This is a genomic window from Evansella halocellulosilytica (genome assembly GCF_002335745.1).
In the GTDB taxonomy this organism is placed as follows: domain Bacteria; phylum Bacillota; class Bacilli; order Bacillales; family Salisediminibacteriaceae; genus Bacillus_CA; species Bacillus_CA halocellulosilytica.
Genome location: NZ_NIST01000001.1, coordinates 2,113,802 through 2,137,624, shown reverse-complemented (window position 1 = coordinate 2,137,624; position 23,823 = coordinate 2,113,802). Strand labels below are relative to the sequence as shown.

Sequence of the window (23,823 nt, the reverse complement as noted above, 5' to 3'; positions counted from 1 at the left end):
CTATTAAGAGACATTCGATTCCTCCACTGCTCTTTTTAACCAACACTCCCAACTAAATTACGCGTCTGGTACAGGTTCTCCGAAAATCGGGAACCCATCCTCATCCCACTTAATCACTTGTGCACGTGTATGACGGTTCGGATCATACAGCGGGTCACCTTTAATTTCTTTATAGTTTCGTGCATGATAGATGAGAATATCCTCACTACCATCTTCGCTTACTGTGAAGCTATTATGACCAGGGCCAAACTGGCTATTTTCCTCACTCGTTTCAAAGACTGGATGATCAAGTTTTTTCCATGAATCAGGATGAAGAAGGTCTGCATCTTCATCTGCATAAAGAAGCCCCATACAATAATTGAAATCAGTCGCACTTCCAGAGAACGTCATAAATATTTTGCCATTTCTCTTCAGTACTGCTGCTCCCTCATTTACATAAAAACCAATCTTTTCCCAGTCATACTCTGGTGTGGAAATCATCACTTGCTTTTCCTTCAACGTCCATGGGTTTTCCATTTCAGCGATATAAAGATTTGAGTTCCCTTCAATATTCGGGTCTTTTTGCGCCCAAACGTAGTAACGTGTTCCACGATGTTCAAAAGAGGTAGCATCTAAACAAAATGTTTCCCACTTTGACTTCACTTGTCCACGTTCGACCCAATGGCCTTCAAGTGGGTTCGCTGAATCACACTCTAGCGCAAACATTCTATGATCAAACAAACCATCTTTCGTTTCCGTCGTTCTTGCAGCAGCAAAATAGATATACCACTTACCCTCGATATAGTGAATCTCTGGAGCCCATATATTCGCACTAAGTGAACCCGTTTCATATTTACGCCATACTGTGACTGGTTCAGCTTCACCAAGACCTTGGATCGTTTTCGCTCTTCTTACTTCAATTCGATCATATTCCGGAACAGATCCAGTGAAATAATAATAACCATCTTCATGCTTATAAACCCACGGATCTGCCCGTTGCTCTATAACTGGGTTTCGATATTGTAATGTGTCCATCATACTCTCTCCTTACGTTGTAAATCTAGTGACTACAAAACAGTTATATTTAAAACAGATAAATCTTGTTTTAAGAATAGCGCTCTTTTACTTGTTGTTTCGTTTCAATTTTTTCTAAACTTCAAATAAAGAACCACATGAGCATTTACGACAACACACTTCCCGAGAAAAAGATAATCGCTGCCGGGAAGGCTAGAGAAAGATACATCGAAGCCCAAATTAACACAATAAATAAAAGAGCAATGTGTATTCTCCCGATAATAAATTGAAAGCATTTTTTTATAATAGATAGCGCACCGCCTTCAAAATGGATCGAAACCGGAATTAAGGCACCTAAAAATAATACATAAAGTGAAACAATGGAAAGATAAGATAGAACAACCATGATAGTACCTTTTTCAATTCTCTTTCTTCATCCATGATTTAATGAATACCATCATGACTATAGCAATATGCAGATCGATATGTACGTACAAATTACCCTGTATGTTTTATCTTTCAAAGTTGAACATCTCCCTATTAATCACCAGTTATACCACTCTATCAATAAACTTACATAAACTGATATAGATGGGTTTTTATCAAAATTTATCTTTTAGAGCGTTTTCAACTAATACCAACTTGTACGGATGATATTTGATATAATTATAAAACACACTAAACTTATGCACAAGTGTATTAATATAAAATATCGACTATTTTAACCGATTGTGTCTAATTTAGTAAGTCTCTACTCTACTATTTTTCAGCTATTTTATTCGTTAAATCTAGTAGTCCAACTAAGGATTAATTGGAGTAAATAGAGCCCCGATTACTAGATTCATTAATTTTATCATTGCTGGCTGCTAATCCAAATTTCTCGAGTAAATTTTCTCTTTTCAATGAAACGTCAATCTTAAGCGTAATTCGCTCCGCGGACATATAATCCGCTATTTGGGTCATAAAGCCTTATTTTGAAAAATAAACGGACATGAGGTTCGCTATGAAGCAATTTTAGAGTTCATTTTTAGTGAATACGTGTAAATAGCGAACCATGTGAATATAGAATAAAAAGTGGACACCCCTTTAACGAACATTATAATTGGACATGATGAGATGATAATACAAGGAGGGGTTCCCATGGGTGAACGTCGGCAAAGGTATAGTGAAGAATTTAAACGTCAAACAGTTAAATTTGCTCAAGAGCAAAAGCAAAAGAAAACGATGAGAGACATAGCACAAGAATTAGATATTCCATTAAGTTGCCTACATCAGTGGATGACTCAATATCGAGAATTTGATAATGAACCACTGGCAAGTGAGGAACGTATTCGTAAATTAGAACAACAGTTACGAGATCAAGAACGTCAATTAAGAGAAAAAGACCGCAAACTAGCAGACACTCAAGAAGAGTTGGCAATTGTAAAAAAGGCGGTGCACATCTTCAGCAAACCACGGCCATGAGGTTCGAATTCATTGAAAAGCATAGCTCCGAATTTTCAGTGAAGAAGATGTGTAAAGTACTGCAAGTATCGCGGAGTGGCTATTTCAAGTGGAAAAAACGTGAGGTTAGTCAACAAGAGCTTCGAAAAAGAGAAATTCAAGACCGAATCGAGTACCATTTTAAAGATAGTCATGGGATTTATGGTAGTCCGAAAATCACCCAAATGTTGTGGAAAGAAAACTATCAAGTTAGTCAAAGAACAGTTAGTAAATATATGAATGAGCTAGGGTTACGCTCTTGTGTGTCAAAGAAGTTCAAGGTCGTTACAACAGATTCTAATCATGCAAATCCTATCGCTCCTAATAAATTGGATCAAAACTTTCGTATAGCAGCTCCTAACAAGGTTTGGGGTGCTGATATTACCTATATTCCTTGTCGCCAGGGGAAATTATACTTGGCGGTCATCCTTGATCTTTGTACTCGTGAAATTGTTGGCTGGAGTCTTAAAGGTCACATGGCAAATGAAATCGTGTTAGAAGCTCTGGAAAATGCTTATGAATCAAAAAATCCAAACAAAGACTTAATCCATCATTCAGACCGAGGTACTCAATACGCATCAAAAGAATATCGTCAACGACTCGAAAGTTATGGTATGGAAGCTAGTATGAGTCGTACTGGCAATTGTTATGACAATGCTTGTGTAGAATCATTTTTTAGTGTTTTGAAAAAAGAATTATTAAAAGGTCGTCGGTTTAAAACCAAGGAGCAGGCTTATACTAGTATGTTCCAATACATTGAGTTTTTCTATAATCGCAAAAGAATACACAGTTCTATTGGATACCTGTCACCAATGCAATATGCAAAGCAGTTTGATAGGAAAGCTGCTTAATACGAGTAGTAGTTTGGCCCTTACTTCACCTAACCATCAAACAGATGATGAAGTGGAGGGGTCAAGCGGTTTGGGCTTGACGCTTCCGCTGAATTATCTATACTTTTCGAAAGGTGAACAAAGGCCAACTAGTTAAAGCAACTATAAATCCAAAAATTCGTTATTTAGGTGTCTACTTTCTTGACATAGGTCCAATGAGTCCGCAAATGTTGTCAAATTGAGCTTTTTCGTTGAAATAAAGGATCTGGTGTCCGATTCGTTACTAGGAGAGGTTACGCTTAAAAAGAAAAGCTGCGGCGAAGCTCGATGTTAATAAGACGAAATGCCGCGTTACTATGACGAAATCATGAATGACTACGACGAAACACCATGCTACTATGACAAAATTATGAATTACTATGACCAAACGCAGAAAAGGATCCCCTCGTTCATGGAGATCCATCACTTTTTTTCCAGGTCAATGATTGATCATTATTTCATCACATAGTTTTTGCAAATAAAACAGTGCTCGAAGCTGACGTTCATTTCGTTTATTAAACTGCTTCCTGCATTGATCTAAAATCGTTTTTACCCTTTCTATATCTTGAGCTTGCAAATCTTTAATGGATTGTTTTAAGAGGACGACGTCTTCAGAGTAAACCATCGACTGAGTTAACTTCATTAACAATATTTTTAAGAATTGAAACGAATCAAACATACGATAATTGTTTTGCTCGTCTCTATGAGATTGAATGTAACCTTCTGTATCCCAATATCGAATGGTTGAAGGAGATACTTTCGTTTCTTCTGATATGACGCGAATTGTTTCAGGCTTTTCTATCCGAGTTTTGTAATGAAATATATCGTAGACGTTATGTTCTACGTCGTTCAATAAATTTATATCTTTATAGTTTTGCATTTGTGCTTCATTTATGATCCATAAAGCCGAGTCGAGATCATTCCTTTGAATTTTCTTTATTACTGAAGAGGTTGTTTCCATCCCAAACCCGGGAGACATATGAACGATACATTCAAAATATGCAAAATGGATATTCGTATAGAGCCTGTAGCCCTGTTCCATCCTCTCAGCTGGTGGCACGAGTTCTCTCTCTTCATAACCTCTTAACGTACTCGTACTCACATTAAGTTTTCTTGCAATATCGATTGGTTTATAGATGCTGTTCATATTCTGTCCTCCCTCCATACATACATTATAGCTCATCTAAAGTTTTAAGATAGAAAAGGCTATATAATTCTAATCATTTATTTAAAACCTTCAATTTGCTTTAATGTTATACGATGAATATGTAAAAAAAGAAGAGAAAAAAGAATTACTGCTATTAAGCTCGTCTGCACTGTTCTTTTTTCCGCTTTTAAAAAATATTAGGAGGGAATTCATTTGGAAAATTATAATTTCCATTCACAAATGTCAATCGAGGAGTTAGGCGACGTTTTCTCCAGCTACATTCATCACCATTGGGAAGAAGTACTAAACACGAATAGAGTAGAACTTGAAAATATATTTCCTGAGTACGAAGATGCAACGTATGGAATGTATTTAGACCATTTACTCCCTCCCATTTGGCAGAAAATCGAAAAAGCTGGATATCAATCTGCTGAAGAAACGAAGGAAGATGATTTTATCATTGCTGGCTGCTTAAATTTCAGAAACTCGATCGAAAAGGCGAAATGGGGAACACCCCACTATGAAACTCGTGTGTTCTGGATTGTCATCGAAAATAAAAGTCAAGAAAAAATCGGTACGTTGATATTTGAGCTGCCTCACTCTCATTTAAAATTCGACTTCCCTGCAGCTCCTAAATTAACTAGTTTTCCTAGTACCGATAAAAATGAAATTAAACATGAAATCTCCAGAAGAAAAGAAGAATCCTAAATTTCTATATTGATCGCGTGGGAGTTAACCAGCTCCCATGCGTGTTTGGTTTGTTATTTTATAACAAACCATGTTTTTGTTTCCCCCCTTACACAAAATTTTGAACAGGATTAATTCGCGGCCATGTAATCCGCTATTTCGGTCATAAAGCCTTATTTTGAAAAATAAACGGACATGAGGTTCGCTATGAAGCAATTTTAGAGTTCATTTATAGTGAATACGTGTAAATAGCGAACCCTGAGTCCGCAAATGCTTTCAAATTGAGCTTTTTGGTTGAAATAAAGGATCTGGTGTCCGCTTCGTTACTAGGAAGGTTACGCCTAAAAAGAAAGGTTGCGAAGAAGCTCGATGTTAATAAGACGAAATGCTGGGTTACTACTACGAAACCATGAATGACTACGACGAACATCCGTTACCCGTTTCTACCGAAAATCCAAAAACAGGAAACTGGAAACTAAAGTAGTCAGCTACTTTGATAACCTCTATGAAGGTACTTTCTCCTTAGCTGCAACAGATGCAGAAGTCGTATCATTCAACTGATAGAAAACAGGCAGGAAAAACGCTGTTACAGTCGCAATAATCACTAATCCTCCCATTACTGTAAATAAGGTCGGAATTCCCCATGCTTCAGCAAATGTTCCGCCAATGAATGCCCCGACTGGCACTCCGGCCTGTGCTAACAAAATCCGAACCGCAAAGACCCTGCCACGAATTTCATCAGGAACTTTTCTTTGATATAAAGTTGTATTGTTGACATTAAATATAATCATACAAAATCCACTACAAATGACGATTAAAATCGCTAATGGAAAATAACTAATCCAGCCTAATAGTGCCATAAATACCCCTGTAAACATCAGCGACCCGAGCATCACAAGACGACGGTTTTGAGGCTCTTTCGTCATCCCAGTCACGAGAGATGCTAAGATCATACCAATTGAAAAAGACGAGGTGAACAGCCCGTATTGAAAAGGGCTTCCTCCTAAGTTTTCAGTGACGAAAGGGAGAAACATCGGGGTAGAAGCTCCGTTTGTAAAGTTACAGAGCATAAGTAACAACCCAACTCCCAACAACACTGGGTTAACGCGGTAAAATCGCAGTCCTTCTTTGAATTGTTTGAACCACGTTTCTTTCGCTTTTGAAACCTCCACTTTTTTATTAGGAAGAAACATGAGTAAAACGCCTGCTCCACCCATTGTACCTACTAGTAACAATAGAACCGCTTGTGACCCGATCCATTGTAAAATAAGTCCGCCTAACGGAGGTCCGATGAGAAGCATGATTTGCATCGTTCCTTCTAAGATGGCATTCCCTTTGTTTAATCGATCTTTAGGTAAAATTTCTGCGACGAACGCCATACTTGAAGGACGAAACAACGGTTCAGCGACCCCAATAATGACAGCTGTAACATATAAATGCCAAACTTGCAGCTCACCTAGAGAAAACATGATTGCTGGGATTAGAAAAGCTGCGGCACGCATCCACTCCGAAAAGATCATCACTTTCTTGCGATTCCAGCGATCTAAGTATGGCCCAGACCACAATTGTGTCATGATGCTCGGAACCATCGTTGCAACCCAAATACTCCCCATTGCGACTAACGAGCCGGTCAGTTCGTATACGAGCCAAGACATAATAAAAGTCGCAAACGTTCCTCCCAACCCTGATGCAGCCTGCCCTAAACCTAAAAAGATAAATGCACGATTTCTTAACAGTTCAGCCATTGATTTTTCCTCCCATTTTCGGATAATGATATTGCTGAATCAAGTCAAAAGCTTTCGTGTCCTATTGTCGAAGATACTCGGCCAATTGTGTGTGTAACTGATCAACTCCCCCCTGTCTTAAGCTGAATGTTTCTCCAGAGTTTGATCCAAGATGAACTCTTATTAACCCAGATGATCTCAGCAAAACCATATGATAATGAACCGTACTTTTAGCAAGCCCTGTGTACTGAACAATTTCAGTGAAACTTTTTTCTCCTGCCATTAAAAAGCGAAGAATTCGCAAACGGTTTTCATCAGCTAAGCTTTTCGTCAATCTCATCAGTGATGAAGGAGGAATATCAGGATCTGATGTTTGTATATCTGCTGGATAATAGTAAAAATGCAATCCTCGATAATTGGCGATTAAGTTGTATGGGCGAAAGTGATATTGCGGAACGAGAATGACTTTCTTTAATCCTTCAATCGACTCCACCATCAGTCCATTTGTTACTTCTTCAACGATTTCAACAGGAGAAGATTTCTTTATGAAAGACTGCTTCTCTTCAGCATCTTTTTGGAGACTCGCAACAATCGAACGATCGCAATGTTGAAAGTATTCTTCATTCCAACAAGAAAAAAGGTAGACCATTCGGTTCCGCCAATTGTTTAAGTCACGCATCGTTTCACTTCCCTCTAGTATGAAAGGTGACATTCGCTCATACAGTTCACCAACTGATAATTGCTCCATCCAAGTCAAAAATTCTTTTGCAGAACGCTTTTCAGGCGGACAATCAAGTAAAAGCAGGTCAAGAGAAAGGTCACTCGATTGAACACCTTTAATCGTTTCGTGAAATGCTGGACTCATTTTTTCTCGAATACGCTTGACCCAGCCGCTTCCCAATTCTAAACCTTTATGTGATTTTTTATTTGTATAAGCATTAAAGCTACTAAACAGCTCGAACGCTTCACAAAAATCAATATTTACTTCATAACTCATTACGTTCACCTCTTATCGAACTTCTATATAGTTCTATATTATTTGAACATTAATAAAAGTTCAATATTTATCGAACAAATATACAGAAGATTTATACAAAACAAAAAACGAACCTTTCAGCTTTCGCCTTAAGGATCGTTTGTACTAGAAGCTTAACATCTTTATTTAACCTTAGCGGGGATTACTTTCTCTTCACAAATGTGATTCATTCAATGGATGAGTTTATAAAGCTTTTTCAGGTGTGTGATATTTTGATATATCGACATTTGCTTCTTCTCCGACAATTTTTAATGCCTCGTACACTTCCTGATCTAGAGGGATACCATTTCTTAACCTCTCCCTTTCAGTATTAAACTCTATTTCTCCAGGTAAATATATTTCTTCTACACCTTCTGCTTTAGGTGAAGACTTTATTTCACGAATCATTTGGTCCACTCTTTTTTTAAAGGTTTCAGCTGGCATAAAGCTGTTAATATCAATCAGTTGAAAGAAATGACCAACCTTTTGTGGTTTATCGTAATCACCATAAATATTATTTACGTGCTGACCGAACCCCGCTCCAGTTAAGACTCCGCTCATTATATCGATCATTAATGAAATTGCATATCCTTTTGGTCCTGCAAATGGTAGAACAGTCCCTTCCAATGCTTCTTTTGCATTCGTTGTCTCTTTACCATTTTGATCAATCGCCCAACCTAACGGAATATCCGCACCTCTTTGCTCTGCTGATATAATTTTTCCTCTAGCTACTACACTTGTAGCCATGTCAAAAATAACCGGGCGATATTTATCAGATGGTAGTCCAAAAGCATAGGGGTTCGTTCCTAAGTACGGCTGAATTCCTCCATAAGGAGCCATTGTAGAAGGAGCATTTGACATCGCAACAACGATGAGATCATGTTGTAATGCGTGTTGAACAAAAAACGCCCCGGTTCCAAAGTGCGTAGAATTTTTCACACCTACATAAACTCCACCATTTAATTTTGCCTTTTTAATACCATATTCTATTGCTTTTAGTCCGACAATTTGACCCATACCATCATTGCCGTCTACTAAAAGGGTTGACTGACCTTCTTCTTCAATCCAGACTTTCGGGTTCGGTGTTACTGCCCCCGATTTGATTCGTTTAACGTAGATCGGAAGCCGTGTGACACCGTGTGAATCAACACCACGAAGGTTTGCTGAAACTAGACTTTCAGCTACAATACTCCCATTCTTCTCTGTTAATCCGACTGATTTTAATACGTCGATCACATATGATTTTAATAAATCATGCGTAAAGATCATCTCTCTCATCCCTTTCATGGCAAGTAATGCCAATTAGCAAAAGAAGATCATTAACAACTTCACTTTATACCATCACATTTTTTAACTAATCAATAGAAAAATGCCAATTCCCATCACGGTCAGAAGTGATAAGTGTAACCCGTTTGCCCTTGCACCTGTATCAATACCAGAAATGCCTACTATTCTGCTGACCATTAAATTTAATCCGGAAAATGGGCTTAATGATGATGAAACGGACCAAGCTAATAAAAGGAGCATTGCAAGTGACAAGCTTGTCATACCGAGCTCCTCATAATTTAATTGCATCGCTAATGCAGCAATAACTGCAATCTGATGAATTCCGACATATGTTACAACTAAAACAATGCACATAACAGATAGGGCAAATAATAAAAACGACACGTTTGCAATGTCTGTTAACCACTGACTTACTTGATTAGCCAAACGAGTTCCTTGGACCGCATGTGCTAATAAACCGGCACTCATAAAAAGAGCAATCTCATTATTCAACATGAGTACAGAATCGTCACGGTACGTTCTTAGTAACGGAATCAGCCGCTTCCATCCATTTGTTACTAGCCCCCATAATAATGGCAATATCATTGAAATCAAACAGACGATAATAATCATTGACCATTTCGTTAAATACTCTATTGTTAAAGAAACAGCTAAAAGCATCAGCACAAACATTGCCAATTGTAAAAGTTTAATACGGTAATGTTTGTCCAGTCCTTCTTCCTGTAAAATGACTGATTGATCAAGAGGATGATTTCTTTCCCAAAAGGCAAATAATACATTACCGACTAGTAATGAAAGTACCGACAAGCCGATTCCGTATAAAATATAACTTCCAACTTGTATGTCTAAATAATAGAGAACGAGAGAGACTGAGGCAAAATATGGAGACCACATGATCGCTGTAGAGAATCCAATTAAATACCCTTTTGCAGACATTGCTGAAGGAAGCTTAAGGTCTTTTAGAAATTCACTAATAATTCTAACCGACCCCAAACTTAATATAGGGCTCAAAATAAATAGGATCATTGTTATTCCTGCAAACATTCGTTTAGGGTAATGTAGCAAATTTCGCAACAAAGAATCGACCGATTCGAAGTATCCTCCGAGTTTTAATGGAATAGAAAGGAGAGGAGCAAGCGTTACTAAACAGAGTAGTGGAAGAATTAATAATATCCCATGACTCACTCCATCCAATCCAGATCCTTTATTTATTTCTAATATGATTCCGGTACTCATCATTAAAATTGATACGACCTTAGGAAAACGAGAAGCATTTGCTGCGCTTGCTAAAAATGCTAAAATCGATACAACGATGACAACGTTCCCTAACCATGTGAAATCTACGAAATAGTATATTAGAAATAATAGACACATGAGCAAAATGAGATGACTGCGCATACAGCTTTCATCTCCTTTCAATGAAAAGCGGAAAAAAATTGCTACCTTAGGATGTTCAAGAAGCCTGGAAAAATAGCTTTCGTGTCTCTGCGTTCGCTCGTTTCTCCTTTGAACATGATACACTCCGCGACTCAAAACTTCGTCGCGTTGATATCTCCTTTTTGAATACGTACTATATAGATTATTTATTTTACGTTACTGGAGCTGGATTAAATAAGCTGAGATCATTACTTATCCCCCAATGTTCAGCCCATGTTTGTTTTCGACCACTGGCAACATCCAAAATAAAATGGAATAATTCCCATCCTACTTTTTCTATAGTAGCTTCACCTGTTGAAATCTTCCCTGCATTCACATCAATTAAATCACTCCATTGATCTGATAAGGCGTTTCTAGTTGACACTTTCACGACAGGGGCCATTGCTAACCCATATGGTGTTCCTCTCCCAGTCGTAAACACTTGTAAATGGATCCCGGAAGCTAATTGCAATGTCCCACATACAAAGTCACTCGCAGGAGTAGCTGCAAAAGTCAGTCCTTTTCGTCTCACCTTTTCTCCGGGTGACAAGACATCTACAATTGGACTCGTTCCTGATTTAACAATAGATCCAAGCGATTTTTCAACTACATTTGATAAGCCTCCCCTTTTATTACCTGGAGACGGATTTGCACTGCGGTCTGCTTCTCCTCGTTGTAAGTAATCATCATACCATTGCATTTCATCAATCAGCCGTTCGGCTACTTTCTTGTTTATCGTACGAGGAGTTAAAAGATGAACAGCATCTCTCACTTCAGTCACTTCTGAAAATAAAACCGTTGCTCCAGCACGAACGAATAAATCGGCCGCATATCCTACTGCTGGATTTGCAGTTACACCTGAAAAAGCATCACTTCCACCGCATTGTAAGCCAATGACTAAATCTGATACAGGACAAGTTACTCTTTTCCTGTCGTTTAATTTCTTCAAACGCTCTTCAGCCATTTTCATAATATGTTCGACCATGTGGATAAAACCTGGTTGATCTTGGAGTGTTACAATATCTGCTTGTTCACCTATTTGCTCAGGCTGTAATTTTTCACATCCTAATCCGACAATCATGACTTCACCACCAAAGTTTGGATGGGTCGACATATTTTGAATCGTCCGAATAGGAATGTCTGCCTCAGGTGCATGAATAGCAACTCCACACCCATACGTATGATTTAATGCCACTACATCGTGGACATGAGAGTACCTTGGCAAGATTTTTTTTTTAATTCTATCAACTGCATAATCAAGAACACCCGCGACACATTGTACACTCGTCGTAATCCCAAGAATATTTCTAACACCTGCTGTTCCATCAGTGTTGCGATATCCTTCAAACGTATACCCTTCTAACGGGGACAGATCATCAGGTCGCTCATTTGTAACCGACAATTGATCTAACTCTGGTGGAGTGGGCATTTTGACAAGAGACTCTTTAATCAAGCTGCCTTTTTTAATCGGAGCAAGTGCATATCCGATAGTTTCACCATACCGGATAATTGCTTGATTCAATTCAAGATTTGTTAAAGCGACTTTGTGTCCTTGAGGTATAAATTCATGTAAGGTAAGTCCACAGGAAAACTGTGTCCCTTCTCTCAAACCTCGAGAATTTACAATGATTGCAACATTATCTTTTGTATGAACTTTAATGTAAAGGGGGACTTCGTTTACTTCCTTATTCAAAGACATCATACCTCTCCTTTACAATGACTTTTTAATCTTGACTCTAGTAGAAGGTGTTCAATCACTTTATTATAGGAATATTTACTGGCCAACTTGGCTTTTTACCAGATAATACATCATCTATTCCGATAGCAGCATGTAATGACATGCGATCTTTTGCCTCAGTAGTCATAGCAGCACTATGAGGAGTAACAATGACATTGCTCAAACGAAAAAGAGGGTTCCTTTTACTAGGTGGTTCCTGATTGAAGACATCTAGTGCTGCCCCTGCTATCTGATTCTCTTTCAACGCTCTATATAAATCATCTTCATGAATCAATTCTCCCCTGCTTGTGTTGATTAAATATGCGGTCTCTTTCATCATTTGTATTTCATTTGCTCCTATGAGTCCTACTGTATCACTCGTGAATGGTAAATGAAGGCTGACAAAATCAACCTTTTTAAGGAGAGTTTCTATATGATTGACTAATTCAACTTCAGGAGATAATGATTCAAGATTTACATAAGGGTCATAACATACTACTCTCATGCCAAGCCCTTTTACTGCTTTCTTTGCTAATAGTGACCCGATTCGTCCATATCCAATGATTCCGACGGTTTTCCCATCTAAATCATAACTCACCACTTGATTTCTTATATCGAAGTTCCCTAACCTTAACTCATTATCAATTGTAAGGATATTTTTAGCACACGCCATAATAAGACCTAATGTATGTTCTGCAACTGAGTTAGCATTTGAGAGAGGGGCATTTGTAACATAAATTCCAAGCTCAGACGCTTTGTTGATATCAATGTTGTCAACACCGACTCCATTTTTTGCGATGACTTTTAAATGATTTGCACTCGCTAACATTTCTGCAGTATACGGTTCTGTTCTAGCCAATATTGCGTCACAGCTAGTTATTTTCTCATGGATGACTTCTTCTGTTACTTCAGAGATGACGTCATAATTCCGCTCGAGTAAATACTTTTTCCCAATCTCTGAGACACCCTTTGCAATAAGGATTGTATAGCTCATTCGTTAACCGCCTTCATCATTCGGTGTATGACCTTACTAAACACGGACGTTTGTTATCAAACTTCCAGCCAGGAATAAGAGCTTGCATCGCAACAGAGTCATCACGGCCTCCTAGGGCATTTTGTTTGTAGCGTCGATGGGCATCCTCTAATTCATCTATATCAATTTCAACCCCTAAACCAGGCTTATTAGGAACATTGACCATGCCATCCTGAATCTGAAACGGTTCTTTCGTTAAACGCTGACCATCCTGCCAAATCCAGTGTGTATCAATGGCCGTAATCTCTCCTGGTGCAGCTGCAGCCACATGGGTAAACATCGCAAGTGATATATCAAAATGGTTGTTCGAATGAGACCCCCACGTTAATCCCCAGTCATGACACATTTGCGCAACTCGTACCGAACCTTGCATCGTCCAGAAATGAGGATCTGCTAATGGAATATCGACTGACTGAAGCTGAATTGAATGTCCGAGTTGACGCCAATCGGTTGCAATCATATTAGTAGCCGTAGGCAAACCTGTAGCACGGCGAAACTCGGCCATCACTTCTCGAGATGAATAGCCATTTTCTTCTCCACAAGGGTCTTCAGCATATGCCAAAATATGATGTTTATCTTGACAAAGTCGAATCGCTTCTTTTAAAGACCAAGCACCGTTCGGATCTAATGTAATCCTCGCATTAGGAAACCTTTCTGCTAAGGCTGTTACTGCTTCGATCTCTTCATCTCCACGTAACACGCCTCCCTTTAACTTAAAGTCATTAAATCCATATCTCTCATGTGCTGCTTCTGCTAGCTTGACAATTGCTTCTGGAGTTATAGCTTCCTCATGACGAAGTCGTAACCAATCAACTTCATTTTTAGGATCACAAAGGTAAGGAAGGTCCGTCTTTTTTCGGTCCCCAATATAAAATAAGTATCCTAACATCTCTACCTTGTCTCTCTGCTGTCCTTCACCTAGCAGAGCTGCCACTGGGACGTTTAAATGTTTAAGAATATTGTTATATTTGCCAATTGGCTGCCCGATCATGAGTGGCGTTGCATCTTCCATTGTTTTTCGAATCGATTCACCACCCGGAACTTCTCCCACTCCGATATTTCCGGAATTATCCTTTACAATAACGACGTTACGGGTAAAGAAGGGGCTATGTGCCCCGCTTAAATTTAATAGCATACTATCATAGCCTGCTACCGGAATTACGTTCACTTCAGTAATGATTGGTGCATCTATCGCTTTTTCTTCAGTTAGTTGTTCGGTACGATGAGTCATCACCTTCACCCCATTTCAAAGTAAATACGGTCACTTAACAAAAATCGTTTTCGTGGAAGTGAAAAATTCCTTCGCTGCCTCACCTTGTTCACGTGAATGTGAGCTCGACTGTTTCATCCCACCAAATGGTGCTTGTAGTTCGACTCCCGCACTTTCTGAATTAATACGAACAAGACCGGCATCCATTTCTTCAATAAATGAGAGCATTTTTTGAATATTTGATGTGAAGATCGATGCACTCAAACCAAACTTAACGTCATTCGCTAATGCAAGCGCCTCTTCTAAATGATCTACTTTCATTAAAGCAATGACAGGACCAAATATTTCTTCCTGAGCAATCGTCATGTCATTTGTCACATTTTCAAAGATTGTCGGCTCTACGAAAAAGCCCTTTTCAAATTTTTCTCCCGTGAGCTGTGTCCCACCAACGAGGACTGAAGCCCCTTCCTGTCTACCCTTTTCAATATAAGAAAGCACGGTTTGAAGTTGGTTTTCACTTGCACATGGTCCCATCCATACCTCTTCGTTAAGTCCATCTCCTACTGTAATATTTTTCGTTTTAGCTAATAGTTTTTCTTTAAAAATGTCATAAACTGAATCCTCTATAATGACACGGCTAGTTGCCGTACATTTTTGCCCAGTTGAAAGAAAGGCTCCGCTAATAGTTGCGTCTACTGCAAGATCGAGATCAGCATCAGCAGCTACAATGACTGGATTTTTGCCTCCCATTTCAAGCTGATACTTTGCACCTCGCGCTAACGCTCCTTGCCCAATTGTTTTTCCAACTCCGTTTGAACCTGTAAACGTAATTCCATTTATATTTGGATGGTCCGTAATCGCCTTACCAACGACTGATCCAGATCCGGTGACCATATTTACTACTCCATCAGGAAAGCCTGCTTCTTCAAAGCATTCAAAAATTTTTGCACAAGTAATTGCTGTTTCTAGAGCTGGCTTAATAACAACAGTATTTCCATATATGAGTGCTGGAGCCATTTTCCAGATTGGGATAGCTACTGGAAAGTTCCAAGGTGTAATAACGCCAACAACTCCTAAAGGGACTCTATTCGTAAACATTAGCGCTTTACGATCAGTTGAAGGAATCACATCACCTGTTTTTCGTAATCCCTCTCCAGCATAGTAACGAAGGATTGCTACCCCTCTAGCTGTTTCTCCTTTTGCTTCACGAAAGGTTTTTCCCATTTCGCGCGTCATACATTTGGCAACATCCTCTAAATTCCTTTCTAGAATATCCGCTGCTTTGTATAAAATCGTGCCCCTTTCATTCCCTGAGAGTTTCCTCCACGCGCTTTGAGCCTTCTTTGCAGATGCCACAGCCTGATCAACTTCCTGGACATTAGACATTTGAACAGATCCGATAATATCATCTCGATTAGCGGGGTTTACGCTTTCCTTCACTTCACCGCTAGATGATTCCACCCAAGACCCATTTACAAAGTTTAAATACGTTTCTTTTTTTGTGTCTACAGTCATTTTTTATCCTCCTGCTCTTATCAATGCTTTAGGCAGTATTCGAACTTCTACCTTATAAACTTTGAAACTATAGATTGGACGCCTCATTTTGTTCAACCGGATACCTTTCCAAAGTAAATTCAATAATTTGTTTCAATTGTTCGTAATGCTCTGTTTCAACAGGGACACAAGGAGGACGGACAGTATTTGCCACTGGCAAACCTTGTATGTTCATCCCTGCTTTAATTAATGACACCGCATACCCTTTTCTTGCCTTACGAATACGATTAATTGGAAGAAGTACATTTACATAAATATCATTAGCTAATTGTTCATTTCCATCTAAAAGAGCATCATAGTAAAGCTTTGAAATGTGCGGCATGTAGTTAGACATAGCAGATGAGTAAGAGTTGAATCCTATTTGTGTATAGGCAGGCATCGTTATTTCAGCAAACGGCATCCCATTTAACCATTCAAGACGATTCCCGATTGTCTGTATCAACTCTAGATTTAATTCCATATTTCCATGCCCATCCTTCAATCCTACGATCTGAGGAAATTCATCTACTAGTCGCTGCAGTACATCTAACTCAATGATTGCATTATCACGATTGTATAAAATAGCATTTAATTCACTTTTTTCGACAATTGCTTTGTAATAATTGTATAAACCTTCCTGCTCACCTTGAATTAAATATGGTGGGAGGATTAAGTAGCCATCCACCCCTAACTCTTCTGATAATCGAACCAATTCAATGGCATCAGATACATTTCCACCTACACCAGAATAAACAGGGACTCTGCCACCTGCTACAGACACAGCAACCTCAACCATTGTACGGTATTCTTCTCTTTTTAAAGCATGAAATTCACCTGAACCACATGCAATAAAGATCGAAGCTAATCCTCCCTTAATGAGATACTCAACATTTGCTGCTAACGCTGTTTCATCGATCATTCCCTGCTCATCTAAAGGTGCAGTAGGAAAACCTAGTATTCCTCGTGGTGCTTTTCTTTCAACCGTCATTTAAACCCAACCCTTCTCGTAATTTTAATTGTCTTACAAATAAATTTTATTTTTTTAAAACGATATATATTCATAAAAAAATAATAAAATGCCCATAACATCGTCACTTATTTTGTTATGGGCATTAAATAAAACCGTTATTTACTCCCCATGCAATTCTTTATAGTACTCTTCGGTTTCTTTGATATATTCAAATGCTTCCTCTGGATCCATAAAAGTTGGTGATACAAGGTATTCTTCAGCTTCTGCTCTATACTCTTCATTATTTACGACATTTTCTACTGCTTGAGAAAATATTTCAACGAATTCATCCGGCGTATCAGGATTGAATCCATAGAAGAAGAACTTTTCAAAAACACTATCCACTCCTTGCTCTGTAAACGTTTGAACGTCTGGCATTAAATCAATACGATCCTCGGCCATAATCCCAAGACTTCGAAGATCACCAGATTCTACGTATTCCCGAACTAACCCTAAAGCTGTTGGATTAATATCAATTTGTCCTCCTAGGAGTGCTGCTAGTTTATCAGCTGCTCCACCTACATCGACAATGTTCAGTTCAATACCTTGGTCTTCTTCTAAAGCTAATAATTGCAAGTGTGTAAACCCGCCTACTTCAGTAGCAATCGAAACTTCTCCAGGATTAGCACGTGCGTAATCAACCATATCCTCTAGGTCTTCAAAGCCTGTTTCAGCATTGACCATAAATGTATTTCCGTGATCTAACAACGCAATACCAGCTAGTTTAAAATCGTTGTAACTAAAGTCAGCAAGACCTAAAATATGATTAAGTAATAATGAGTTGTGGAAAAATAGTACAGTATGACCATCTGCTTCATCATCTAATACTTCTGTAGATCCAACTGTTCCGCCAGCACCAGCTACATTGGAAACAACAACTGGTTGCCCTAACTCTTCTTCTAAATATTTTCCTAAAATTCTTGCATTAATATCCGTATCTCCACCAGCCCCAGCAGGAACGACTACCGTAATTGGCTCTGTTGGATAATTTACTGCTTCGTCTTCATTACCATCGCTATCATCCGATTCACTATTTTGAACTTCTCCCTCTGTATTCGCTTCACTTGCTCCCTCATCATCAGAACATCCGACAACGATTGCTGCTATAAACAATACAGACAACATAAACAAAATAAGCTTTAATCTCCTTCTCATAATTCCCCTCCTAATGTCAATAATGAATATATCTTAATAGTCAGGAACGTCCTCCTGTCCTACTAAAACCACTTCGTCATATGCCAGTATTTATACTACCAGTATCTAGATTCTTCTTTTTCTTAAAATTATCTCTCACTTTCAAAACAATAGATAATAGGGCTAATCCTAAAAATAATGCAGCGATTGGTTGTGTTAAAAATGGCATAAAGTCGCCTTGTGTATGCATCAGACCTCTTCTTAAATTTGTTTCAACGAGAGGTCCGAGAATAAATCCTAGAATTACTGGCGCTATCGGGAATTTAAATTTGAGCATTGCATATCCTAGTAATCCAAAAAATAATAGTGCACCAGCATCAAACATACGGTTATTTACACCAATTGCTCCTACAACACAAAGCACTAGTATAATAGGTAATAAAATATATCTAGGAACACTTAACACTCTCGTAAAATACCTCATACCAAAGTACAATAAAATAATCATTCCTATATTGGCGATGATTAAAGCAATAAAGATTCCGTAAACGGCACTCCCATTGTTTTGAAAGAGTAATGGACCAGGAGTTAAGCCATGGATGACTAACCCACCAAGCAGAAGCGCAGTTACCGTATCTCCCGGAATTCCTAAAGAGATCAAAGGGACGAGAGCTCCCCCAACAGCAGAGTTATTTGCCGACTCAGAAGCTACGACCCCATCCGGTGTCCCCTTCCCGAATTTCCCAGGGTTTTTCGAACGATTTTTGGCAGTAATATAAGCGATAATATTGGCTGTTCCACCACCGATACCTGGTAAAATACCAATTCCTGTTCCTATTAAACTAGATCTTAAACCATTCCATCCTTGTTTGAAAAAGTCTCGTACAGAAAAACCGAAACCTTTCATTTTATAGTGAATGGATTTCCCCTTTCTAATTTTCCGTTCAGAAGCTTTTATGATTTCAGATACCGCAAACAATCCAATGAGGACGGGCAGTAAATCAAACCCTGCATCCAACGCATTAAACCCAAACGTAAACCTCGGGAATGCATCAATAGGAGCAGATCCAACAGTAGCTAAAGCTACTCCTATTAACCCAGCTAGTATTCCTTTAATTAATGATCCGCCAGCTAAACTGGATATCATCGTTAATGCGAAAATCGTAATTGCGAAATACTCAAACGGACCAAACTTTAAAGCAATACTAGCTAGTGGGGGAGCTAAAAGCATTAAGATTAAAATACTTAATAAACCACCTAAAAAGGAAAATACAATGGCATATCCAAATGCTTTCCCAGCTTCACCATTTTTCGCCATTGGATATCCGTCAAAGGTTGTCGCGATCGAAGACGGTGTTCCGGGAAGTCTTAATAAAATGGCTGGGATTAATCCTCCTGAAATCCCTCCTATGTATAACCCCATTAATAAAGACATACCATCGACAGCACTCATCCCGAATGTCATTGGTAATGCAATCGCTATCGCCATCGTCGCTGTCAACCCTGGAATAGATCCGAAAACTAGTCCCATTGCAACGCCAGCTAAAATAAATAAGACTGTTTTAATTGTGAGAACTTCTGTAAGCCCTTCCAAAAATAATTCAAACACTTGAGCACCCCCTTATCCTAAAATTCCAGATGGCAGCCTTAAATAAAAGATAGATTTAAAACAATAGTAAATGGCAGAAGAAGAAATGACAGAAACGATTAAAAATAAAGCAACATTTCTTTGTGCTTTTGCAGCTAGTAAGTACATTTGGAAGAACAAATAGATCGTTGTCATAATAAGAAATCCTACAGTTGGCATCAGAATCAAATACCCTATTAATAAACCAATTGTCGTTACTACTGAAAGAGGGCTTGCAGGTGTATCGTTCTTTTCCTGATCATCTTCCTCTTCAATATCCGGATGTTTATCTGGATTTCTTACCCGTCTTATTGCATTTATTAAGAGAAGTACACTTAAGAAAAAGATACCAATCGCAACTAACCGGGGAACAAACTCCGCTCCTACATTTGAAACCGTCAACCTTTGGAAATAAAAAGTGGCTACAAACATAATGAAAGAAAGAATTAATAAGAAAGTGCTTGAATAAGTATCTTTATATTGCTTAAACATCGTATCCTCCCTCATTTCTTTATATCACTATCCTTCAAATTCTACTAACGCAGCAAGCAACGCTTTAATATAACCAATTGAGTATGCAAAGCCAACACTTCCATAGCTCCAGCCAATATTTGAAAATGCCCAATTGCCGTCTAAGTCAGGTTGATCCCCTTCAAGCACAGGTACATGATCAGGGTTTAAACACCCTTGAAAGCCTACTTTTCTTAGTTCTAGTAAAATTTTGAACATATTCATATCACCATCATCTAATAAAGCCTCTTCAAAGGCTCCAGCTGTTGGCAATGAACCTCTGACGTTTCGAAAATGCACTAAGAAAATCCTGTCTTTTCTCCCATAATGATTAATTTCATTTAATACTAAAGGACTCCCGCCCTCTTCCGCTCTCGTTCCAACACAATATATGTAACCGACATTTTTACTCGGAAATTCATCCATAATTCTTCGGTACCCTAACCCGCCAAAAGGGGTATCATGGTTAGGTGAATCAGAAGGGTGCATCCCCAGCTTTACATCATACTCTTCACATATAGGAACAAGTTTTGAATAAGCTTCACGAAAACGCCCCCACCAATTTTCATGTTCTTCTAATGTAGGTGTTTCAAATGACTCTTTTTGAAAACCTAAGCTTTCCCCTCGCGCAATAGCTCCGCCTCTTTGTCTCGCTCTATAACTTTTCGTCATATAGTTGAACGTATCCCCAGCAAACCTTTGTCTAACGATCTTAATTCCAGCTTCTCCAAACACTTTAACAGCGTTTACTGAGTTTTCTAATTCAATCTCACTTCCGTCGACATTATTCATAAACTTTTCAGATAGATTTGGAAGTGTAACTCGATTGATATCAAGTCCGAATGACCGGATTTTCCGTTTCATTTTTAACAATGCATCTAAATCTGGATACCCTTTTTCACGAACCCCTGGAAAAGAGGAGCCCATACCAAAATCTATACAATCTACACCTAATTGACACATTTGCTTAAGCTCATTGTCCGTTAACTCAAATTTTGTAGTCGTTACCGATACTTTCATCATTTCCCCTCCACGATTTTTTTATATGAACCGACGCCTTAATCATAAGAATACGCTTTCATTTCAATAGTTAATTTACATCATTCAAATTGACTGAATATTTTATGTTTTTATTGTAAGACAATTAAAAATATAAGTCAATAACGAATATTCAAAAAATATTTTCCGTACACTTACATATTCAAAAAACATGTCTAGGTTATCTCCAAGCAAACTGTGCTTGTCTAAACATAGCCCATCGTTTTTTTTCGTAAAAAAAAATCGGATAACAGATGTCATGATCTATTATCCGGGATTTATTCTACTGACTTTTTTCTAACCCTTTTAATGCTTTTTTCCTAACAAAATCAAGATGCCGATACATACAGTTATAAGCATCTATAGGGTCACGTTTTTTTAAAGCGTTATAAATATCAACATGATATGCTAACGTTTGTTTTAAATTTCTTTCCTCTAAAGGGATATGTGAGAGTATTTTTTGATGGAAATTTTGTAACGCATCTACAATTCCCTCAAACAATGGATTTCTCGCACTATGTGCAATGATTTTATGAAATTCCATATCGATCTCTGTTGAATCTTCTGTAGGAAGTGCTTCCATTACCTCAATGGTCCTCCATAGTTGTTCTAGCTCTTCATCTGTAATTTTCTCAGCTGCTAAAGTGACTAAGCCAAGTTCAAGTGCAACTCTAGTTTCAAGAATAGAAGGAAGATCACTAGCTGAAAGTGCAAGCATCATAGAAAATGGCTTACTCCCGATTTTATCGGAGAAAAATGTACCGTTACGTGTTTTTCGATTGACAATCCCCATTACTTCTAATGATGTTAGTGCTTCCCTAATAACAGGACGACTAACATCACAAATTTCCATTAATTCCATTTCGGATGGAATTCGATCACCAGGCTGTAATTGTCCTGTCATGAGTAAATCAATAATTTCATCAATCACTTGTTTGGAAAGGGACTTCCTGCTAAGCGATTTAATTTCCACCTCTTTATTAAAATCCATATGTTTACCTCCTCAGCATCATCTATTCATATTGTAAGACAATTAACAAAAAAAGAAAACATTCAGTTATATTGTCACAAAGACATCACGGTTAAATGACAAAAAACAGTGAGGTTCAGACTTTTTCAACCTCACTGTGATCTTCATCTACTATTGCTGCTGCAGTATCTTCATGCTTTTCGTTTGTTCACCTGTCAAACGGATTTAGCTAATTTTTATCGTCTCTTTCATCACTTCTTATACTCTTCAAACTCTCATTTAGGTACTCGAGTTACTTTGCTATCGATTTGAATTAGGATCATAACATCTCCTAAGGAATGAACATCATTCCTCCCGCTTATAAAACGAAACAGTGGATTCAGCCATTTTTACAATCTTACTGGATAATTCTTTCGGTTCAATTACCTTTATTTGGTCAGCAAATCCTAGTATATATCCCTTAGCTTCTTCTTCTGTATCAAAAGAAAGTTTAACACGTATCCAGTCATCCTTACTTCTATTTCCAATTTCAATTATTCGTACAAAACGGTCAGTAAATTTTAACCTCGGTACGATTGACTCCATGACCTCTACCGACACTTCGTAAGTAGGTAATTTTTCCAAAAAGGCTTTCGTTGAGGACCTCCAATGCTGTCCAAGGTCAAAGTTTTTTGGTCTGTCAAATGTTTCATTAACAGGTACAGCATCTTGAATCCGTGAAACTCTATAATTTCGAATCTCACCATTCACTTTAGAGGCAATAAAATACCAATTGATCCCTTTCGCCACTAATCCAAGTGGTTCTACAATACGTTCATTCGTTTGTCCATCTGCACGCTCATAGATGATTTTTAATTTACGATCTTTCCATATAGCATTTTTCAGAGCTTCAAAAGACGCTATTTTTTCTTTCTTATTCCGCCATGAACTAGTATCAATATGAATTCGGTTCCATACATCTTTTGCATTTTCACGATATATGGCAGGAAGTGAAGCTATGAGTTTATTTCTAGCATCTTCAGATGTACGGGTTAATCCTAGATCGTCAAGCAATTGTGCGGAAGGTGAAACAAGCAACGCTCGTATTTCAGATTCCTTCAATCCCGTTAGCTTCGTCTGGTAGTCTTCTAATAATGACCAGCCCCCATTTTTTCCACGCTCTGCTAAAACTGGAATACCAGTACTGCTTAATGCTTCCATATCCCTATAAATGGTTCTTTCGGAGACTTCCAACCTCTCTGCTAATTCTTTTGCCGTCATTTGCCCATGTGACTGTAATAACAAAAGAATAGATACTAACCGATCCCCTCTCATCATACTCACCCTTTTTTAAAACGTTGTATTTATTTAATTAAATATGACACTTGTTGTCAAGAATCACTTATTATAATGAAAATAACTTTAGATGAAAGGAATGGGGTT

General features: G+C 38.2%; 21 protein-coding genes. 3 read left to right on the top strand and 18 right to left on the bottom strand.

Features of this window, described 5'->3' with window-relative positions; all coding sequences use genetic code 11:
• Positions 1-57 precede the first annotated feature (57 nt).
• Positions 58-1,017: a glycoside hydrolase family 43 protein gene (locus tag CD001_RS10180; protein WP_096187503.1), complete on the bottom strand. Its 960-nt coding sequence runs from the start codon at positions 1,015-1,017 to the stop codon at positions 58-60.
• A 142-nt stretch (positions 1,018-1,159) separates the two neighbouring features.
• Positions 1,160-1,399: a hypothetical protein gene (locus CD001_RS10175; protein ID WP_096187501.1), complete on the bottom strand. Its 240-nt coding sequence runs from the start codon at positions 1,397-1,399 to the stop codon at positions 1,160-1,162.
• Between the two features lie 734 nt (positions 1,400-2,133).
• Between CD001_RS10175 and CD001_RS10170 the strand changes: the two genes are divergently transcribed.
• The gene (locus CD001_RS10170) at positions 2,134-2,457 is read left to right on the top strand and encodes a transposase (RefSeq protein WP_096186059.1); all 324 of its coding nucleotides are present in this window, start codon (positions 2,134-2,136) and stop codon (positions 2,455-2,457) included.
• Positions 2,454-3,326 carry an IS3 family transposase gene (locus CD001_RS10165; protein ID WP_096186060.1) on the top strand — a complete coding sequence of 291 codons (873 nt, stop codon included), beginning with the start codon at positions 2,454-2,456 and terminating at the stop codon, positions 3,324-3,326. Before CD001_RS10170 ends, CD001_RS10165 begins: the two co-directional genes overlap by 4 nt.
• 457 nt (positions 3,327-3,783) lie before the next feature.
• On the opposite strand, the gene CD001_RS10160 is transcribed toward CD001_RS10165, so the two are convergent.
• On the bottom strand, positions 3,784-4,491 hold the full coding sequence (locus CD001_RS10160; RefSeq protein ID WP_179298695.1) for a MerR family DNA-binding transcriptional regulator: 708 nt from the start codon (positions 4,489-4,491) through the stop codon (positions 3,784-3,786).
• A gap of 213 nt (positions 4,492-4,704) precedes the next feature.
• Here CD001_RS10160 and CD001_RS10155 point away from each other — a divergent pair, with 213 nt between their 5' ends.
• Positions 4,705-5,199, top strand: coding sequence for a DUF6022 family protein (locus tag CD001_RS10155; RefSeq protein ID WP_257009773.1), 495 nt, complete (start codon positions 4,705-4,707; stop codon positions 5,197-5,199).
• A 482-nt stretch (positions 5,200-5,681) separates the two neighbouring features.
• On the opposite strand, the gene CD001_RS10150 is transcribed toward CD001_RS10155, so the two are convergent.
• The 15 genes from CD001_RS10150 to CD001_RS10080 form a co-directional block, all read right to left on the bottom strand.
• Positions 5,682-6,923: an MFS transporter gene (locus CD001_RS10150; protein WP_096187497.1), complete on the bottom strand. Its 1,242-nt coding sequence runs from the start codon at positions 6,921-6,923 to the stop codon at positions 5,682-5,684.
• A 61-nt stretch (positions 6,924-6,984) separates the two neighbouring features.
• Positions 6,985-7,899: an ArsR/SmtB family transcription factor gene (locus tag CD001_RS10145; protein WP_096187495.1), complete on the bottom strand. Its 915-nt coding sequence runs from the start codon at positions 7,897-7,899 to the stop codon at positions 6,985-6,987.
• 222 nt (positions 7,900-8,121) lie between these two features.
• Positions 8,122-9,186, bottom strand: a complete 1,065-nt coding sequence (locus CD001_RS10140; protein ID WP_096187493.1) for an Ldh family oxidoreductase — start codon at positions 9,184-9,186, stop codon at positions 8,122-8,124.
• Positions 9,187-9,267: 81 nt separating this feature from the next.
• Entirely contained in the window at positions 9,268-10,602 is a 1,335-nt protein-coding gene (locus CD001_RS10135; protein ID WP_096187491.1) for a hypothetical protein, read from the bottom strand.
• A gap of 190 nt (positions 10,603-10,792) precedes the next feature.
• On the bottom strand, positions 10,793-12,319 hold the full coding sequence (gene garD, locus CD001_RS10130; protein ID WP_096187489.1) for a galactarate dehydratase: 1,527 nt from the start codon (positions 12,317-12,319) through the stop codon (positions 10,793-10,795).
• 55 nt (positions 12,320-12,374) lie between these two features.
• Positions 12,375-13,331, bottom strand: coding sequence for a hydroxyacid dehydrogenase (locus CD001_RS10125; RefSeq protein ID WP_096187487.1), 957 nt, complete (start codon positions 13,329-13,331; stop codon positions 12,375-12,377).
• 16 nt (positions 13,332-13,347) lie between these two features.
• On the bottom strand, positions 13,348-14,601 hold the full coding sequence (locus CD001_RS10120; protein ID WP_096187485.1) for an enolase C-terminal domain-like protein: 1,254 nt from the start codon (positions 14,599-14,601) through the stop codon (positions 13,348-13,350).
• A 30-nt stretch (positions 14,602-14,631) separates the two neighbouring features.
• Positions 14,632-16,095 carry an alpha-ketoglutaric semialdehyde dehydrogenase GucD gene (gucD, locus tag CD001_RS10115; RefSeq protein WP_096187483.1) on the bottom strand — a complete coding sequence of 488 codons (1,464 nt, stop codon included), beginning with the start codon at positions 16,093-16,095 and terminating at the stop codon, positions 14,632-14,634.
• A gap of 67 nt (positions 16,096-16,162) precedes the next feature.
• Positions 16,163-17,101, bottom strand: coding sequence for a 5-dehydro-4-deoxyglucarate dehydratase (gene kdgD, locus CD001_RS10110; RefSeq protein WP_096187482.1), 939 nt, complete (start codon positions 17,099-17,101; stop codon positions 16,163-16,165).
• A gap of 141 nt (positions 17,102-17,242) precedes the next feature.
• Positions 17,243-18,277 (bottom strand): tripartite tricarboxylate transporter substrate binding protein, encoded by a 1,035-nt coding sequence (locus CD001_RS10105; protein WP_096187480.1) that lies wholly within the window; start codon positions 18,275-18,277, stop codon positions 17,243-17,245.
• A 76-nt stretch (positions 18,278-18,353) separates the two neighbouring features.
• Entirely contained in the window at positions 18,354-19,865 is a 1,512-nt protein-coding gene (locus CD001_RS10100; RefSeq protein ID WP_096187478.1) for a tripartite tricarboxylate transporter permease, read from the bottom strand.
• A gap of 12 nt (positions 19,866-19,877) precedes the next feature.
• Positions 19,878-20,375 carry a tripartite tricarboxylate transporter TctB family protein gene (locus tag CD001_RS10095; RefSeq protein ID WP_179298694.1) on the bottom strand — a complete coding sequence of 166 codons (498 nt, stop codon included), beginning with the start codon at positions 20,373-20,375 and terminating at the stop codon, positions 19,878-19,880.
• Positions 20,376-20,402: 27 nt separating this feature from the next.
• Positions 20,403-21,416 carry a mannonate dehydratase gene (locus CD001_RS10090; protein ID WP_096187474.1) on the bottom strand — a complete coding sequence of 338 codons (1,014 nt, stop codon included), beginning with the start codon at positions 21,414-21,416 and terminating at the stop codon, positions 20,403-20,405.
• A gap of 298 nt (positions 21,417-21,714) precedes the next feature.
• A complete protein-coding gene (locus CD001_RS10085; protein ID WP_096187472.1) occupies positions 21,715-22,422 on the bottom strand; it encodes a FadR/GntR family transcriptional regulator in 708 nt (235 codons plus the stop codon).
• A 324-nt stretch (positions 22,423-22,746) separates the two neighbouring features.
• Positions 22,747-23,715, bottom strand: a complete 969-nt coding sequence (locus tag CD001_RS10080; protein WP_096187470.1) for a helix-turn-helix transcriptional regulator — start codon at positions 23,713-23,715, stop codon at positions 22,747-22,749.
• Between the last annotated feature and the right edge of the window lie 108 nt (positions 23,716-23,823).